This is a genomic window from Pseudomonas shirazensis (assembly GCF_014268785.2).
In the GTDB taxonomy this organism is placed as follows: Bacteria; Pseudomonadota; Gammaproteobacteria; order Pseudomonadales; family Pseudomonadaceae; genus Aquipseudomonas; species Aquipseudomonas shirazensis.
Window position 1 is genome coordinate 755,017 of sequence record NZ_JABWRD020000003.1, and the last position, 15,967, is coordinate 770,983.

Sequence of the window (15,967 nt, forward strand, 5' to 3'; positions counted from 1 at the left end):
TCACGCGAGCTTGCAGAAATGGCTCAGGTTATTTGAAAAATACTTGCTGACTAGCCAACGCGGCGCTCGAACGTGACCCAATAGCGGGTGAAACGACGCACGCTGACCGGCAGTGCGACTTCGAGCATCTGCAGGATCCGCTCGCTGTCATCCAGCGGATAAGAGCCGGAAATACGCAGGTTGGCGACTTGCTCGCTGCAGCTCAAGCGGCCGTGGCGGTAGCGGCTGAGCTCGTCGAGAAAGTCCGCCAGGCGCATTTGCGCGGCCACCAGCATGCCGTCGACCCAGGCACCGCGATCTGCCTGCAACGGCGCAATACCCTGCCAGCCAGCGTTGGCAAAATCTGCCTGCTGGCCCGCCAGCAATGACTGCCCGTCGAGACTGGCGCGGCCGCTGTACACCGCCACTTGGCTGAAGCCGCTGAACTGACGCAGGTTGAAGCGCCCCGGTTCCAGCCGCAGCACGCCTTCGGCGCTGCGCAGCAGCAGCGGCCGGCTATCGTTGACCACCTCAACTTGCAGCTCGCCCTCGACCAACCGCAGCAGCCGCTGCTGGCTGTCGAAACGCACATCGGCGGCGCTGCCGGTGTTGAGTTGCAGCTGGCTGCCGTCCTCAAGGCTCAGCCGCCGGCGCTGGCCGACCGGGCTGCGGTAGTCGGCCAGCAGCCCCGGCACGGGGCTATGTTGCTGCACAGCGAGCCCGCTGGCGCTTGCTACGCCCAGCAGCAAAGCCTTGAGCGCACGCCGCCGGGCAGGCGATGGCGGCGCCTGCAAGGTCGCATGCACAACGGGCGAGGCCACCCCACGCAAGCGCTGGTTGACCTGCTGGATATGCGCCCAGGCGCGCTGGTGCTCGCCGTCAGCCTCCAGCCAGCGCTGCAGCGCATGCTGCTGGCGCGCGTCGAAATCATCGCCCTGGGATTCGATCAGCCAGTGCACCGCCTGCTCGGCGACCTCGGCGCCAAAGCTGCTGTTCACAGGGCGAAGTAGCAGCGCAGGGCTGCCTTGCTCAGATAACGCTTCACCGTGGCCAGCGAGATACCCAGTTCACGGGCGATTTCGCTTTGCCCGAGGCCATCGACCTGGGCCAGCAGGAAGGCGCGCTTGACCAGCGGCGACAAGCCGTCGAGCAAGCGGTCCAGCTCCAGCAGGGTCTCGAAGATGATCGCCTTCTGCTCTTCGCACGGGGCGAACTGCTCGGGCACCTGCGCCAAAGCTTCGTGGTAGGCGCGTTCCAGCTCCTGGCGGCGGAAGTGATTGCACAGCACCCGCTTGGCCACGGTGGCGAGAAACGCCCGCGGCTCGAGCAGTTGCGGCGCCTCGCGGGCCTGGAGCAGGCGCAGGTAGGTGTCCTGGGCCAGATCGGCAGCGCTGTGCGGGCAGCCCAAACGACGCCGCAACCAGCTGGTGAGCCAGCTGTGATGCTCGTGATAGAGGCCTTCGATGGTTGCAGAAAGGGCGCTGGACACCGTAATGACTCCGGCGCTGATCGGCGCGAGTGCTAGTAAGAATGGTTCGCATTGTAATTTCCTAGCAGCATGTCGGCAATCCTCAAAAAACCGATAGAAGCCGCAGCCGAGCTTTGCTTATGAGAATTGAAATCATTATTATTGGTGGCTTCAATTAGCGGACCTTGTCATGAAGCGCAAAGCTGGCGGGATTCTCCTGAGCTATCGACTGGCTGTGGCCTCGCGCTGCCTGGCGGCATTGCTTGGCGGCTATCTGCTGGCGTCGATGGCCAGCGTCTGCATCACCTTGCTGGTGCCAATGACCCCGGTCGACGCGACCTTGACCGGGATGATGCTGTCGTTCGTGTTTTACCTGCTGGCGTTCATCTGGTGCTTCGCCTGCCGCACGGCCACCCGCGCCTGGCTAGGTGTACTGCTGCCAAGCCTTGCGCTGGCGCTGATCAATGGGCTGGCTTACTGGATGAAGAACCCATGAAAGAGGGCTTTCGCCAGGCCATGGCCTGGCTGCACACCTGGACTGGGCTGCTGTTTGGCTGGCTGTTGTTCGCGATTTTCCTGACCGGCACGCTGTCGTACTTCAAGGACGAGATCACCCATTGGAGCCAGCCCGAGGTACAGCGCCATCAGCTCGACCCGGCTGCCAGCCTTGGCCTCGCCAAGCGGTATCTGCAGAGCAACGCCGCCACTGCCGGCAGCTGGTTCATCCGCCTGCCCAGCGACCGCGAGCCTGCCCTCAGCGTCAGCTGGCGCGACCCCAACGCCACCGGGCGGCGCGGTTTCATCAGCCATGAGCTGGACGCGCGCAGCGGTGAGCGGGTAGAGGTGCGCGACAGCCGCGGTGGCGACTTCTTCTACCGCTTCCACTTCCAGTTGCAGATGCCGCACCCGTGGGGCCGCTGGCTGGCGACTTTCTGCGCGCTGATCATGCTGCTGGGGCTGGTCACGGGGATCATCACCCACAAAAAGATCTTCAAGGAATTCTTCACTTTCCGCCCCGGCAAGGGCCAGCGCTCGTGGCTGGACGGCCACAACGCGATCGGCGTGCTGGTGCTGCCGTTTCACCTGATGATCAGCTACAGCAGCCTGCTGCTGTTCATGTACATGGTCATGCCGGCGAGCATCATGGCGGCGTACAAGGGCGACTCCGACAGTTACTTCAGCGAGCTGTTCGGCCGTGACGACGCGCCCAAGGCCGCCGGCGTGGCAGCGCCGCTGACCGATCTGCCGGCGCTGTATGCCAAGGTGCAGACCATCGTGCCCGGCGCCCGTATCGGCTACTTGCAGATAGCCAACCCCGGCGACAGCAATGCCCAGGTGACCGTGACCCAGGCCGCCGCCGATCACGTCGCCTATCAGCGCAGCGCCAACTGGACCTTCGATGGAGTCAGCGGCGCGCTGCTCAGCCAGGGCGAGCCGGAAAGCGCGGCGATGATGACCTCGTTCACCATCGCCGGCCTGCACATGGGCAACTTTGCCGGGCCGTGGCTGCGCTGGTTGTACTTTGTGTTTGGCGTGGCGGGTACTGCGGTGATCGGCACCGGCCTGGTGATGTGGCTGGGCAAGCGCCAGCTCAAGCACGCCAAAAGTGGCCGCTTGCCGTTTGAGCTGCGCCTGGTCGAAGTGCTCAATATCGCCAGCATGAGTGGGCTGTTGCTCGGCGTGGCAGGGTTCTTCTGGGCCAATCGGTTGCTGCCTGTCGGCATGCAGGGGCGGGCTGATTGGGAAATCAACGTGTTCTTCCTGGCCTGGGCGCTGTCGCCGCTGCACGCGCTGCTGCGGCCGGGGCGCAAGGCCTGGGGCGAGCAATTGGCGCTGGGGGCGCTGGCGTTTGCCGGGCTGCCGCTGCTCAACGCGCTGGTCACCGGCCACGGCCTTGATCAGTCGATCGCCCGTGGCGACTGGGCCATGGCCGGCTTTGACCTTACCGCGCTGGGCACCGGGCTGTTCCTCGCCTGGGCCGCTGGCAAGATGCTGCGCACGCCCAACGTGCAGGCCAAGCGCGCACCGCGTGCTGCCAAAGCCGCCTCGACCACGGCCGAGGTGAACTGATGCTGAGCGTTGCCCTGATCACTTTCGCCGGGCTGGTGGCCCTGTGTCTGGCTATGGAAAAGCACTTCGGTGAGCTGCTCAAGCGCAAACCCAAGCCTGGGCAATTACCTGCCCTGCGTTGGGCAGGCTGGGCGCTGCTGGTGCTGTCGCTGATCCTTGCCGTCAACATCCGCGGCCTGGCCTTCGGCCTGGTTGAGTGGTTTGCGCTGGTGATGGCCGGGCTGACCCTGTGGGTGTTCGGCCTGCCTTATCAGCCACGGCTGTTGCTTGGCCTGGCACTGGTCAGCATGCTGCTCGGTCCGGTGCTGGCTGCGCTGGGTGTGTGAGCGCTTGAACGAGCCAACGCCCAGTAACCCGGCAGACGCCGACGCCGCCAGTGGTCGGGCGCGCTTCGTCCAGGTGTTTCTCGCCCAGCGCGGGCGTATGGAAGCGCTGGTCAGCCGCCGCGTGGGCTGCCGGGCTACGGCGGCGGACCTGGTGCAGGAGTTGTTCCTGCGCTTCTGGCGCCGGCCCGAGGTCAAGGTCGACGCACTGGATACCTACCTGCTGCGCTGCGCCGGCAACCTGGCGATCGACCACCTGCGCAGTGAGGGCAGCCGTGGCCGAGTAGTCGAAGGCTTGCCGGTTGCCGATGACAGCCCGGCGCCAGAGCAGGCGCTGGCTGCCGAGCATGATCTGCAGCGGATCGAGGCCGCGTTGCGCGGCCTGCCCGAGCGCAGCCGGCAGATATTTCTGCTCAGCCGCGTCCACGGCTGCACCTACGGCGAAATCGCCAAGGCCATGCAGTTGTCCCAGAGCGCTGTGGAAAAGCATATGATGCGCGCCCTCGAAGCGTGCAAGGCAAGCGTTGCCGCGCCGCGCAGGCCAGGAGGCGGCCTATGACCAGCCACACCGAGCCGAGCAGCCCGGCTCCCGAGCAGGCGGCGCTGCACTGGCTCACCCGCATCATTCACAATCCAGGCGAAGCCCAGGCTGCGCCGTTCAAACGCTGGCTGCTGGCCGACCCAGCCAATCGCGAGGCGTATGCGCACGCAGAGCATGTCTGGCAACTGAGCCAACTGCCGGCGGCCAAACTGGCCGAAGAACAGCAGGCCAGTCTGCGGCCTTACCTGGACGCTATCCGCCAGGCTCGCCAGCCCAAGCGCTGGGGCCGTCGTGGTGGTGCTTTGGCTGTCGCCGCCTGCCTGCTGCTGGCGCTGGGCAGCGTCGGCGGCTGGCAGCCGCAGCATTGGTTGCAGGATGCCCAGGCCGACTACCGCAGTGGTGCTGAGTTGCAGCAAATCACCCTGGCCGATGGTTCGCTGATGACCCTGGATGCGGGCAGCGCGGTGGCGGTCGACTTCGACCACGGTGAGCGGCGAATTCAGCTTTTGCGCGGCGCAGCGTTCTTTCAGGTGACCCACACCGGTCAGCCCTTTCTGGTCGACGCCGCTGGCGGTGAAGTGCGCGTGCTCGGCACCCAGTTCGAAGTACGCGAGCAAGGCGAGGGCGCCCAGGTCACGGTGCGCAGCGGGCGCGTTGCGGTAACGCCGACGGCAGGTCAGTCGGCCCGCGAGCTGACGGCCAACCAGCAACTGACCTATGCCGCAGGCCGCGCCGGGCAAATCGAAGCCGTCGACAGTGACAGCCGCCTGGCCTGGCGTCAGGGTTGGTTGAGTTATCAACAGGTGCCCCTGGCCGAAGTGCTGGAAGACCTGCGTCGCTATTACCCAGGGCGGATCGTGCTGCTCGACGACACCCTGGGCCAGCGCTTGGTCAGTGCCAGCATCCCGGCCAATCAGCCGCTGCTGGCGCTGGATTCGCTGGGTAAGGTGGTGGGTTTCTCGCAGCAGACGCTGCTCGGCCGGCTGACATTGATCAGATAATTACGCACTGCTGAAAAATAATTGCGAATTGTTGTGAGGTAAGCGGCGACGCCATCCGTGTAGTGAGTGAAAAGCGATTCATTCGCATGCGATCACCCTCTTTCAGGTCAGCGTCCATGAAGTTCTCCTCGCGTTGCGTTCCCCTCTGGCTGGGTCTTGCCACCCTGTCCGGCGCCGTCGTTGCCCCGCTTGCCAGTGCTGCGGCGCAAGCACAGCTGTACGGCTTCGCCCAGCCCAGCCAGCCGTTGCCGGCGGCACTCAACGCCTTCAGCCGCACCACCGGCCAGAGCCTGGTCTATACCGTCGAGTTGCCCAAGTTGCAGGCTCCGGCCCTGAATGGTTCACTCAGCGCCGAACAGGCCTTGCAGCAACTGCTGGGCAATGCCGGCCTGAGCTGGCGGCGCGTAGACGCGCGCACCCTCACTCTGGAGCCGGTGGATACTTCCGGCGCGCTCAACCTGCAGGCGATCAACGTCAATTCGCAAAGCGACCTGTACAGCTATCAACCCCCCGCCAACCCCTCGATCATGCGCGGCCAGGGCGCGGTGCAGGACATCCCCCACAGCATCAACGTGGTCCCGGCCCAGGTCATCCGCGACCAGGCGCCGCGTAACCTGGACGATGCCCTGGCCAACGTCAGCGGCATCACCCAGGGCAACAATTTCGGCGGCACTTCGGACACAGTGATGAAACGCGGTTTTGGCGACAACCGCGACGGCTCGATCATGCGCGACGGCATGCCGCTGGTGCAGGGGCGCAGCCTCAATGCCAGCACCGAGCGGGTCGAAGTGCTCAAGGGCCCGGCCTCGCTGCTGTACGGGATTCAGGATCCGGGCGGGGTGATCAACGTGGTCAGCAAGCGCCCGCAACTGGAGCAGTACAACGCCTTGAACCTGCGCGGCTCGACCTACGGCAGTGGCAAGAACGGCAGCGGCGGCGGCTTCGACAGTACCGGCGCGCTGGGCGACACGCCGCTGGCCTACCGGCTGATCATCGACCACGAAGACGAAGACTACTGGCGCAACTACGGCGTGCACCGCGAGTCGATGGTCGCGCCGTCGCTGGCCTGGTTGGGCGAGGATACGCAAGTGGTGCTGGCCTACGAGCACCGCGAGTTTCTCTATCCGTTCGACCGCGGTACCGCCTTCGGCAGCAATGGCCACCCGTTGAATATCCCGGCAACCCGGCGTCTTGATGAGCCGTTCAACGACATGCAGGGGCGCAGCGACCTGTACCGGCTCGAGCTGGACCACCAGCTCAGCGACGACTGGAAGGTCCATGCCGGCTACAGCTTCAACCGCGAAACCTACGATGCCAGCCAGGTCCGCGTGACCGGCGTCAACGAGGCACGTGGCACCTTGACCCGGAGTATCGATGGCACCCACGGCGCGATGAGCCGCGACCAGTTCGCCACCGTCAGCCTGAACGGCAACCTCGAATTGGCCGGGCTGCGCAATGACCTGCTGCTCGGCCTTGATCACGAAGACCGCAAGGTGTTTCGCGGCGACCTGATTCGCCAGACCAGCCGCTCGACCTTCAGCTACCAGAATCCGGTGTATGGCCAGGAGGTGGAAGGCAGCAACGTACGCGCCAGCGACAGCGACCAGACCGACAAGCTGCGCACCGACTCGCTGTTCGTGCAGGACGCGCTGCACCTCGATGAAAACTGGATTCTGGTGGCCGGCGCGCGCTTCCAGCAGTACGACCAGTACGCTGGCCGCGGCCGCCCGTTCAACGTCAACACCGACAGCAACGGCCAGACCTGGGTGCCGAATGCCGGCGTGGTGTACAAGGTCGATGAGCAGTTGTCGCTGTATGCCAGCTACAGCGAGTCGTTCAAGCCCAACTCGACCATCGCGCCGCTGAGCGTCGGCGGCGGTCAGACCCTGACGCTGGACGGCGGTGTTGCCCCGGAGGAGGGCAAGTCGTGGGAGCTGGGCGCCAAGCTGGACATGCCAGGGCAGTTGACCGGCAACATTGCTCTGTTCGACATCGCCAAGCGCAACGTGCTGGTCGCCGACGGTGACAGCAACCCAGGCACGATCATCTACAGCAACGCCGGTGAAGTTCGCTCGCGTGGGCTTGAGATGGACCTCAGCGGTCAGCTCAGCGAGCGCTGGAGCCTGATCGGTAGCTATGCCTTCACCGACGCCGAAGTGACCAAGGATCCAGAGCTCAAGGGCAAGCGTTTGCAGAACGTCGCGCGCAACAGTGGCTCGCTGTCGGCGGTGTATGACTACGGCAGCCTGTTCGGTGGCGACCGCCTGCGCCTGGGCGCTGGCGCTCGCTATGTCGGCGAGCGTGCCGGCAACGCGGCCAATGATTTCGACCTGCCGGCCTACACCGTGGCCGATGCCTTCGCCAGCTACGAAACCCAACTTGATGAGCACAAGGTGCGCCTGCAACTGAACGTGAAGAACCTGTTCGACAAGGTCTATTACAGCTCGGCAGTGAACCGTTACTTCGTTGCTGTTGGCGATACGCGCCAGGTCAGCCTGTCGACCACCCTGGAGTTCTAACCGCGCCAGGCTGCCCGGTATTCGCCAGGCGTCGCCGCAAAGGCCTGACGGAAACGGTTGCTGAAGTGGCTGGCGCTGGCAAAACCGCAGTGCAGGGCAATCTGCAGCAGGGGTTGTTGGCCGTGACGCAACATCTGGCAAGCACGCTGCAGGCGGCGGGCCAGCAGGTATTGATGCGGCGGCAGGCCGAAGCTTGCACGAAACATCCGCGCAAAGTGGTATTCGGAGAGGTTGCAGCGCAGCGCCAGCTCGCCGAGGCTGAGCGGCTGGTCCAGGTGCGCTTCGATGTACTCGGCCAGTTGCCGGCGCACACTTGGCGCCAGGCCGCCCTTGAGGCGTAAGCCCTGGCGCAGTCCGGCCTGGCTGAGCACCGCATGGTCGACGATGGCATGCGCCAGGCTGCTCGCCAGCAGGCGTTCGCCGGGTTCGTCCCAGGCCATGCCGATCAGCTGGCGAAAGCGCTGCGCCTGCTCGCGGTCATCGACGAAGGTCGCTTCGCGCAGCTGCATTTCCCGCGGTTCACGGTCGAGTAGGCGAATGCAGCCGAGGGCGAACTGTTCCTCGCTGATGTACAGGTGGGCCAGGCGGATCGAGCCGTTGACTACCCAGTTCGACTCGGAGCCAGCTGGCATGATGCACAGCTTGTCCGGGGCGCCCTTGTCCGAAGGGCGCTGACGGCGAAAGGTGCCGGTGCCGTCGCTGATGTAGCACGACAGCGTGTGGTGGCTCGGCGCCTGATAATCGCGGGCGTCGTCGCGGTTGCTCCACACCGCCGCCGACAGGCCGTCAGCCAGCTGCACGCTGTGCTCCAGGCGTGCGTTGGGCGCTGCATGCATGACGTTGAAGACTTGCAACTGGCTGAATGGGGTCATGGTGAAATCCTCTGATTGCCATCCTACTGCGCTGGCGCGCGGATGGCAGCCGCTGGCGAAGCAAAAGCGCAAGTTTGTGCAAGCGCCGCGAGCAGCCGAGCCGGACACTGCCTGCATCGTCATGCCTTGCCAGAGAGTCCCGCCATGAACCTGTCGCTGTACCTGCTGACCGTACTCATCTGGGGTACCACCTGGATCGCCCTGAAACTGCAGCTGGGGGTGGTCGCCATCCCGGTATCGATCGTCTACCGCTTTGCCCTGGCCGGGTTGCTGCTGTTCGTCATCCTGATGCTCACCCGTCGCCTGCAACCGATGAACCGGCGCGGGCATCTGATCTGCCTGGCGCAGGGCTTGTGCCTGTTCTGCGTCAACTTCATGTGCTTTTTGACCGCCAGCCAATGGATCGCCAGCGGCCTGCTGGCGGTGGTGTTCTCCACGGCAACCCTGTGGAATGCGCTGAATGCGCGGATATTCTTCGGCCAGCGCATCGCCAGTAACGTGCTGGCCGGCGGCGCACTGGGGCTGCTCGGGCTGGGGCTGCTGTTTTCGCCAGAACTGAGTAGCCACGGCGCCAGCCGCGAAACCTTGTACGGCATCGGCCTGGCCTTGCTTGGCACGTTGTGTTTCTCGGCAGGCAACATGCTCTCGAGCATGCAGCAGAAAGCCGGGCTGCGGCCATTGACCACCAACGCCTGGGGCATGCTCTACGGTGCCGGGATGCTGGGAATGTACTGCGTGCTGCGCGGGATTCCGTTCGACATGGAGTGGAACAGCCGTTACATCGGCTCGCTGCTGTACCTGGTGATACCGGGTTCGGTGATCGCTTTTACCGCTTACCTGACGCTGGTTGGGCGCATAGGCCCGGAGCGGGCCGCATACAGCACGGTGCTGTTCCCGCTGGTAGCGTTGAACGTGTCGGCATTTGCCGAAGGCTATCAATGGACCACGCCAGCGCTGTTGGGCCTGGTGGCGGTGATGGCAGGCAACGTGCTGGTGTTTCGCAAGCCCAAGGTCAAGCGGCCCGAAGCTGTAGCGGTGGCGCCGTAAACTTTAGATCGCTGGGGCTGCAAAGCAGCCCCCTACGGTAGATGATCAGCCCTTCCAAACCTGCGGATTGACCAAATCCCGCGGCCGCTCACCGAGCAGCGCCGAACGCAGGTTGTCCAGCGCGCGGTTGGCCATCGCCTCGCGAGTCTCGGCGGTGGCCGAGCCGATGTGCGGCAAGGTCAGCGCATTGGGCAGCCTGAACAACGGCGATTCAGCCAGCGGCTCATGCTCGTAGACGTCCAGGCCCGCGCCACGAATGGTCCCGGCCTGCAGCGCCTCGATCAGCGCCGCCTCATCCACCACCGGCCCGCGGGCGATGTTGATCAGGAACGCGCTGGGCTTCATCAGTCGCAGCTCGCGGGCGCCGATCAGCTTGCGCGTGGCCTCCGACAACGGCACCACCACGCAGACGAAGTCAGCTTCGGCCAGCAGTTGCTCGAGGCTGCGGTACTGCGCGCCGAGCTCTTGTTCCAGGGCCTGCTTGCGGCTGTTGCCGGCATACATGATCGACATGTTGAAACCGAAGCGGCCACGGCGGGCAATCGCCGCGCCGATATTGCCCATGCCGATGATGCCGAGGGTCTTGCCATGTACGTCAGTGCCGAAGCGCTCCGGGCCGACCGTGGCTTTCCAGTTGCCGGCCTTGGTCCAGGCATCCAGCTCGGCGGTGCGTCGGGCGCAGCCCATGATCAGCGAGAAGCCGAGGTCGGCGGTGCTTTCGGTGAGCACGTCGGGGGTGTTGGTCAGGGCGATGCCGCGCTCGTTGAAGTAGTCGACGTCGTAGTTGTCGTAGCCGACCGACACGCTCGATACCACTTCCAGCTTGGCCGCGCCTTCCAGCTGCGCGCGGCCAAGCTTGCGCCCGGCGCCGATCAGGCCGTGGGCCTCTGGCAGTGCTTCGTTGAACTGGGCGCTGATGTCACCCAATTTGGGGTTGGGCACGATCACGTTGAAGTCGTGCTGCAGGCGCTCGGCCATGGCCGGGGTAATGCGGCTGAAGGCCAGGACGGTCTTTTTCATCGGCAACTCTCTGCAAGGCGCTACGGGTATGCCGGCCTCGACGGCGTAGGTCGAGGCTGGCGCCAGAACAATGCATAGCAACCTACCATTGGTCCCGGCCCCAATGCAGCAGCTTTTTCAGTGGGCAACCAGCAGCTCGTGGGTTTTCAGGTCGGCTTCATGGGCGGCGAGGATCTCCGGCAGCGAGTTGCGCAGGTACTCGACCCAGGTCTTGATCTTGGCATCCAGGTATTGCCGGGACGGGTAGATCGCGTACAGGTTCAGCTCCTGCAGGCGGTAGTCCGGCATCACCCGCACCAGGCTGCCATCGCGCAGGCCATCGATGGCCGAGTAGATCGGCAGAACGCCGACGCCCATACCCGAGCGGATCGCGGTCTTCATCGCATCGGCCGAGTTGACCTGAAACGGCGAGCTGTTGATGTTGACCAGCTCCTGGCCCTCAGGCCCGTCGAACAGCCATTTTTCCAGCGGAATGACCGGGCTGACCATGCGCAGGCAGGCGTGCTTGAGCAGATCGGCCGGCTTGTGCGCCATGCCGTGGCGGGCGACGTATTCCGGCGAGGCACAGACGATGCTGTAGGTGATGCCCAGACGCTGCGAGACGAAGCCGGAGTCGGGCAGCTCGCTGGCGAGCACGATCGACACGTCGTAACCCTCGTCGAGCAGGTCCGGTACGCGGTTGGCCATGGTCAGGTCAAAGGTAACGTCCGGGTGGGTTTCGCGATAGCGAGCGATGGCATCGACCACGAAGTGCTGGCCGACGCCGGTCATCGAGTGCACCTTCAACTGCCCGCCGGGCCGCGCATGGGCGTCGCTGGCTTCGGCTTCAGCTTCCTCGACATAGGTAAGGATCTGCTCGCAGCGCATCAGGTAGCGCTTGCCCGCTTCGGTCAGGGCAATGCGCCGGGTGGTCCGGTTGAGCAGGCGGGTTTGCAGATGGGCTTCCAGGTTGGAGACCGCTCGCGACACGTTGGCGGTGGTGGTATCCAGTTGCACAGCGGCGGCGGTGAAGCTGCCCAGCTGGGCCACGCAGCTGAACGCACGCATGTTTTGCAGGGTGTCCATGGGTCACTCTCAAAATAGAGGCCGAAATTGTGACATGAAGTTACGAATTCGTTGCTTCGACCAAAGGCGGATTATCGCTGTTTTGGTAACAAAGATTCGCAGGTTTATGCGCTTATCGCCAGTCCGGCGGCCCCCTAGAATTGCCCGGCCTCATCCACTTCTCGGGAAATCGCAGCTGTGCCGCGTCGCATCATCGGAGCGCTGAATGCGCTCAGTGCCTGTGCCCTGAGCCTGACCTTGTCGGGCTGTATCGGAACCTGGGGCATCGCCCCGCAAACCCAGACGCTGCAAGCCAACACCCTGCTCACTGACCACGCCATCGCCGAGGCCGCCACGGACGCCCACTGGCCGCGCCAGCAGTGGTGGCGTGCCTATGGCGATCGCCAGCTGGATCGCTGGCTGGAACTGGCCATAGCCGACAGCCCAAGCCTGGCCATGGCCGCCGCGCGGGTCCGCGAAGCGCGGGCGCTGGCCGGTGTCAGCGAAGCGGCCGAGCAGCTGCAGGGCAATGGTCAGGCGAACCTGAAACGGCACAACTGGCCGGAGGACCAGTTCTACGGCCCCGGTGCGCTGTCGGGTGCCAACACCTGGGACAACAGCGCTGGCCTTGGTTTGAGCTACGCGCTTGACCTGTGGGGCGGTGAGCGCAGTGCCAGCGAGCAGGCGCTCGACCTCGCGCACATGAACGTGGCCGAAGCGCGCCAGGCCCAGCTCGAGCTGGAAAACAACCTGGTCAAGGTCTACATCCAGTTTGCCCTGCACTTTGCTCAGCGCGACATCGTCCAGGCCGAGCTTGAGCAGCAGGAGCAGCTCGTGGTCCTGGCCAGGCGTCGCCTTGATGGCGGCATCGGGACCCACTTCGAAGTCAGCCAGGCCGAGGCGCCGCTGCCCGAAACCCACCGCCAGCTGGATGCAGTCAACGAGGCGATTGCCCTGGCGCGTAACCAGCTGGCAGCGTTGGCAGGCAAAGGCCCGGGCGAGGGCGTGCAGTTGCAGCGGCCGACCCTGGCCCTCGCTGCGCCGCTGCAATTGCCCTCGACACTGCCCGCCGAGCTGGTCGGCCAGCGCCCGGATGTAGTCGCCAGGCGGTGGCAGGTGGCGGCTCAGGCGCGCGGTATCGAAGTCGTCCACGCCAGCTTCATGCCCAATGTCGATCTGGTCGGCAGCCTAGGGTTCATGGCCACCGGCGGTGGTGCGCTGGCGTTTCTCAGCGGGCGCAAGTTCAACTACAACGTCGGCCCGGCGATCAGCCTGCCGGTGTTCGATGGCGGCCGCCTGCGGGCACAGCTGGGGGTCGCTTCGGCCGGTTATGACGTGGCGGTGGCGCGCTACAACCAGACGGTGGTCAGCGCGTTGAAAGGCATCTCCGACCAGTTGATCCGCCGTGAGTCGATGCACGAGCAGGCGCACTTCGCCGAGCAGTCGGTGGCCGCCGCGCAGAAGACCTACGACATCGCCCTGGTGGCCTTCCAGCGCGGCCTGACCGACTACGTCAACGTGCTTAATGCGCAGACGTTGCTGTTTCGCCAGCAGCAGATTCAGCAGCAGGTACAGGCCGCGCGCCTGACTGCTCACGCCGAACTGGTCACGGCGTTGGGCGGCGGCTTGCAGGCCGGGGACGACGTGCCCGCGCCAGCGCAACAGGCCGCGCCGAAACCGCCGGCCAGCCTGGCCATAGTCGATCGTCTTGGCGACCGCCGATGAGCCTGCTCTGGAACTGGCTGCACAGCCTGGAATGGCGCCGCGGCTTCTTTGCCTGGGCGCGCACCGACGGGGTGACCTGGGTGTACATCTTCAAGGTGCTGGTGGCGGCGTTCATTACCCTGTGGCTGGCCATGCGCCTGGAACTGCCGCAGCCGCGCACGGCGATGATCACCGTGTTCATCGTCATGCAGCCGCAGAGTGGGCACGTCTTCGCCAAGAGCTTCTACCGGGTGTTAGGCACCTTGGCTGGCTCGGCGATGATGGTCGCGTTGATTGCGATCTTCCCGCAGAACAGTGAGCTGTTCTTGCCAAGCCTGGCGCTGTGGGTCGGCCTGTGCTCGGCCGGGGCCATGCGCTATCGCACCTTCCGTGCCTATGGCTTCGTGCTGGCCGGCTACACCGCAGCGATGATCGGCCTGCCGGTACTGGAGCACCCCGAGCAAGCGTTTATGGCGGCGGTGTGGCGGGTGCTGGAAATCTCCCTGGGCATCCTCGTGTCGACCCTGGTCAGCGCGGCGATCCTGCCGCAGTCGGCCAGCGCCGCCATGCGCAATGCCTTGTATCAGCGCTTTGGCGTGTTTGCCGGGGTGGTGGTCGAGGCGCTGCGCGGCAACACTCAGCGCGACCGTTTCGAAGCCAGCAATGTGCGTTTCATCGCCGAGGCGGTGGGCCTGGAGAGCCTGCGCAACGTCACCGCCTTCGAAGACCCGCACATGCGCCGTCGCAGCGGCCGACTGGTGCGCATGAACAGCGAGTTCATGGCCGTCAGCACCCGCTTCAATGCCCTTCATCAACTGCTCGAACGGCTGCGCGCGCGTGGCCCTTTGCAGATTGTCGGCGCCATCGAGCCGGGCCTGGAAACCCTCGTCGAGCTGCTCGAACCCTACGTGGGCCGGGCCCTGACCGAAGCCGACGCATTGCGCCTGACCCTCGAACTGGCCGCCTACAAAGATGGCCTGCAAGCCCAGGTGCGCGGCCTGCGCAGCGAGTATCTGCAAACCCATCCCAGCGAAGCCGAGCTGCTCGATTTTCATACGGCCTTTGAGCTGCTCTATCGCCTGGTCGATGAGATGTTCAGCTATGCCCAGACCCACGCCTCACTGTCGGCGCATAGCCACCAGCGCGAGCAGTGGGACGAACCGTACGTGTCGCGGACCAACTGGCTGGTGTCGCTGGCGGCCGGCCTGCGCGCCTCGGTGGTACTGCTCTTGCTCGGCAGCTATTGGCTGCTCAGCGACTGGCCGAGCGGGGCGATGATGACCCTGATCGCAACCGTCACCGCCGGTCTATCGGCTGCTTCGCCAAACCCCAAACGCATGTCGTTCCAAATGGCCTGCGGCACGCTGCTCGGGGCCTTCATCGGCTTTTTCGAAACCTTTTTCGTGTTCCCCTGGATCGACGGTTTCCCGCTGCTGTGCATGGTGCTGGCGCCGGTGTTCGTGCTTGGCGCGTTTCTCTCGTCGCGACCAGCCTATGCCGGTTATGGGATCGGCCTGCTGGTGTTCTTCGCGATCGGCTCGGTGCCGAACAACCTGACTGTGTACAACCCGTACACCTTCATCAACGACTACATCGGCATGCTCCTGGGCATGCTGGTCTGCGCCGCCGCCGGGGCCATCATCCTGCCGCCGAACAGCCGCTGGTTATGGAGCCGGCTGGAGCAGGACTTGCGCGAGCAGGTGCTGTTCGCCATCGGTGGGCGCCTGCGCGGGCTCGGTTCGGCCTTCGACAGCCGCACCCGCGACCTGCTCCATCAAGCCTACGGCCTGGCTGCCGGCAAGCCGCAGGTACAGAGCCAACTGATGCGCTGGATGTTCGTCGTGCTGGAAATCGGCCACGCCGTGATCGAGCTGCGCAAGGAGCAACACAACGCGCCCGTGCACCCGGCCTATGCCGAGTCGCAGCCTTGGCGCCAGGCGATCCGAGTCATGGGCCGTGCCCTGGCGCGGTTGTTCCTGCAGCCCAGCGCCAGCAACCACGAACGCGCGCTGGTCGCCGTCGACCACGCCATCAGCCGCGTGCAGGCCACCGACGAGCCGTTCGCCCGGCACTTCGACACCTCGCTGCTGCGCCGTGCGCAGAGCTACCTGCACTTCATCCGCAGCTCGCTGCTCGACCCCCAATCGCCACTGGCGCAAGGACTGCCGCATGCCCCGTGAAATTGCCTTCCATGGTGTGTACATGCCGACCATGACCTTGTTGTTTGTGCTTGCCGCAGGCCTGGCCTGGGGCCTGGACCGGTTTATCGCCAGCCATGACGGCTACCGCTTCTTCTGGCACCCGGCGCTGCTGCGCCTGTGCCTGTTCATCTGCCTCTTCGGCGCGCTGGCGCTGACTGTCTACTGGTGAGAACCCCTC

Annotated in this window: 15 protein-coding genes; 10 read left to right on the forward strand and 5 right to left on the reverse strand. The window is 65.0% G+C overall.

What is annotated here, in order from left to right; genetic code table 11:
• Positions 1 to 50: 50 nt before the first annotated feature.
• On the reverse strand, positions 51 to 977 hold the full coding sequence (locus HU736_RS19385) for a FecR domain-containing protein (RefSeq protein WP_186701045.1): 927 nt from the start codon (positions 975 to 977) through the stop codon (positions 51 to 53).
• On the reverse strand, positions 974 to 1,468 hold the full coding sequence (locus HU736_RS19390) for a sigma-70 family RNA polymerase sigma factor (RefSeq protein WP_186701046.1): 495 nt from the start codon (positions 1,466 to 1,468) through the stop codon (positions 974 to 976). Before HU736_RS19390 ends, HU736_RS19385 begins: the two co-directional genes overlap by 4 nt.
• A 169-nt stretch (positions 1,469 to 1,637) precedes the next feature.
• Here HU736_RS19390 and HU736_RS19395 point away from each other — a divergent pair, with 169 nt between their 5' ends.
• The 6 genes from HU736_RS19395 (at position 1,638) to HU736_RS19420 (ending at position 7,901) form a co-directional block, all read left to right on the forward strand.
• A complete protein-coding gene (locus tag HU736_RS19395) occupies positions 1,638 to 1,943 on the forward strand; it encodes a DUF3649 domain-containing protein (protein WP_186701047.1) in 306 nt (101 codons plus the stop codon).
• A complete protein-coding gene (locus HU736_RS19400) occupies positions 1,940 to 3,517 on the forward strand; it encodes a PepSY-associated TM helix domain-containing protein (RefSeq protein WP_186701048.1) in 1,578 nt (525 codons plus the stop codon). Before HU736_RS19395 ends, HU736_RS19400 begins: the two co-directional genes overlap by 4 nt.
• Complete coding sequence (locus tag HU736_RS19405; RefSeq protein WP_103438531.1) at positions 3,517 to 3,843, forward strand: DUF3325 domain-containing protein; 327 nt, start codon at positions 3,517 to 3,519, stop codon at positions 3,841 to 3,843. The genes HU736_RS19400 and HU736_RS19405 overlap by 1 nt, the downstream gene beginning before the upstream one ends.
• Positions 3,844 to 3,847: 4 nt before the next feature.
• Positions 3,848 to 4,399, forward strand: coding sequence for an RNA polymerase sigma factor (locus tag HU736_RS19410; RefSeq protein WP_186701049.1), 552 nt, complete (start codon positions 3,848 to 3,850; stop codon positions 4,397 to 4,399).
• Positions 4,396 to 5,382, forward strand: a complete 987-nt coding sequence (locus HU736_RS19415) for a FecR family protein (RefSeq protein ID WP_186701050.1) — start codon at positions 4,396 to 4,398, stop codon at positions 5,380 to 5,382. The genes HU736_RS19410 and HU736_RS19415 overlap by 4 nt, the downstream gene beginning before the upstream one ends.
• Positions 5,383 to 5,498: 116 nt before the next feature.
• A complete protein-coding gene (locus HU736_RS19420) occupies positions 5,499 to 7,901 on the forward strand; it encodes a TonB-dependent siderophore receptor (RefSeq protein WP_186701051.1) in 2,403 nt (800 codons plus the stop codon).
• Here HU736_RS19420 and HU736_RS19425 read toward each other — a convergent pair.
• A complete protein-coding gene (locus HU736_RS19425) occupies positions 7,898 to 8,773 on the reverse strand; it encodes a helix-turn-helix domain-containing protein (protein WP_103438528.1) in 876 nt (291 codons plus the stop codon). The genes HU736_RS19420 and HU736_RS19425 overlap by 4 nt on opposite strands.
• A 144-nt stretch (positions 8,774 to 8,917) precedes the next feature.
• On the opposite strand from HU736_RS19425, the gene HU736_RS19430 reads away from it, so the two are divergent.
• Complete coding sequence (locus HU736_RS19430) at positions 8,918 to 9,820, forward strand: DMT family transporter (RefSeq protein ID WP_186701052.1); 903 nt, start codon at positions 8,918 to 8,920, stop codon at positions 9,818 to 9,820.
• 45 nt (positions 9,821 to 9,865) lie between these two features.
• Here HU736_RS19430 and HU736_RS19435 read toward each other — a convergent pair whose 3' ends face one another.
• Positions 9,866 to 10,840, reverse strand: coding sequence for a 2-hydroxyacid dehydrogenase (locus HU736_RS19435; RefSeq protein ID WP_186701053.1), 975 nt, complete (start codon positions 10,838 to 10,840; stop codon positions 9,866 to 9,868).
• Between the two features lie 117 nt (positions 10,841 to 10,957).
• On the reverse strand, positions 10,958 to 11,905 hold the full coding sequence (locus HU736_RS19440) for a LysR family transcriptional regulator (protein ID WP_101322063.1): 948 nt from the start codon (positions 11,903 to 11,905) through the stop codon (positions 10,958 to 10,960).
• Between the two features lie 177 nt (positions 11,906 to 12,082).
• Between HU736_RS19440 and HU736_RS19445 the strand changes: the two genes are divergently transcribed.
• The 3 genes from HU736_RS19445 to HU736_RS19455 are packed head-to-tail and all read left to right on the forward strand — an operon-like array spanning position 12,083 to position 15,958.
• Positions 12,083 to 13,609, forward strand: a complete 1,527-nt coding sequence (locus HU736_RS19445) for an efflux transporter outer membrane subunit (RefSeq protein ID WP_186701054.1) — start codon at positions 12,083 to 12,085, stop codon at positions 13,607 to 13,609.
• Positions 13,606 to 15,768, forward strand: a complete 2,163-nt coding sequence (locus tag HU736_RS19450; protein WP_186701055.1) for an FUSC family protein — start codon at positions 13,606 to 13,608, stop codon at positions 15,766 to 15,768. The genes HU736_RS19445 and HU736_RS19450 overlap by 4 nt, the downstream gene beginning before the upstream one ends.
• Positions 15,758 to 15,958, forward strand: a complete 201-nt coding sequence (locus tag HU736_RS19455) for a DUF1656 domain-containing protein (protein ID WP_103438523.1) — start codon at positions 15,758 to 15,760, stop codon at positions 15,956 to 15,958. The genes HU736_RS19450 and HU736_RS19455 overlap by 11 nt, the downstream gene beginning before the upstream one ends.
• Positions 15,959 to 15,967: the final 9 nt, after the last annotated feature.

Bases quoted from the DNA above. Each gene is read 5' to 3' on its own strand.
- HU736_RS19425 (WP_103438528.1), bottom strand. From the start codon at position 8,773: ATGACCCCATTCAGCCAGTTGCAAGTCTTCAACGTCATGCATGCAGCG.
- HU736_RS19440 (WP_101322063.1), bottom strand. From the start codon at position 11,905: ATGGACACCCTGCAAAACATGCGTGCGTTCAGCTGCGTGGCCCAGCTG.
- HU736_RS19405 (WP_103438531.1), top strand. From the start codon at position 3,517: ATGCTGAGCGTTGCCCTGATCACTTTCGCCGGGCTGGTGGCCCTGTGT.
- HU736_RS19395 (WP_186701047.1), top strand. From the start codon at position 1,638: ATGAAGCGCAAAGCTGGCGGGATTCTCCTGAGCTATCGACTGGCTGTG.
- HU736_RS19455 (WP_103438523.1), top strand. From the start codon at position 15,758: ATGCCCCGTGAAATTGCCTTCCATGGTGTGTACATGCCGACCATGACC.
- HU736_RS19420 (WP_186701051.1), top strand. From the start codon at position 5,499: ATGAAGTTCTCCTCGCGTTGCGTTCCCCTCTGGCTGGGTCTTGCCACC.
- HU736_RS19450 (WP_186701055.1), top strand. From the start codon at position 13,606: ATGAGCCTGCTCTGGAACTGGCTGCACAGCCTGGAATGGCGCCGCGGC.
- HU736_RS19400 (WP_186701048.1), top strand. From the start codon at position 1,940: ATGAAAGAGGGCTTTCGCCAGGCCATGGCCTGGCTGCACACCTGGACT.
- HU736_RS19430 (WP_186701052.1), top strand. From the start codon at position 8,918: ATGAACCTGTCGCTGTACCTGCTGACCGTACTCATCTGGGGTACCACC.
- HU736_RS19435 (WP_186701053.1), bottom strand. From the start codon at position 10,840: ATGAAAAAGACCGTCCTGGCCTTCAGCCGCATTACCCCGGCCATGGCC.
- HU736_RS19415 (WP_186701050.1), top strand. From the start codon at position 4,396: ATGACCAGCCACACCGAGCCGAGCAGCCCGGCTCCCGAGCAGGCGGCG.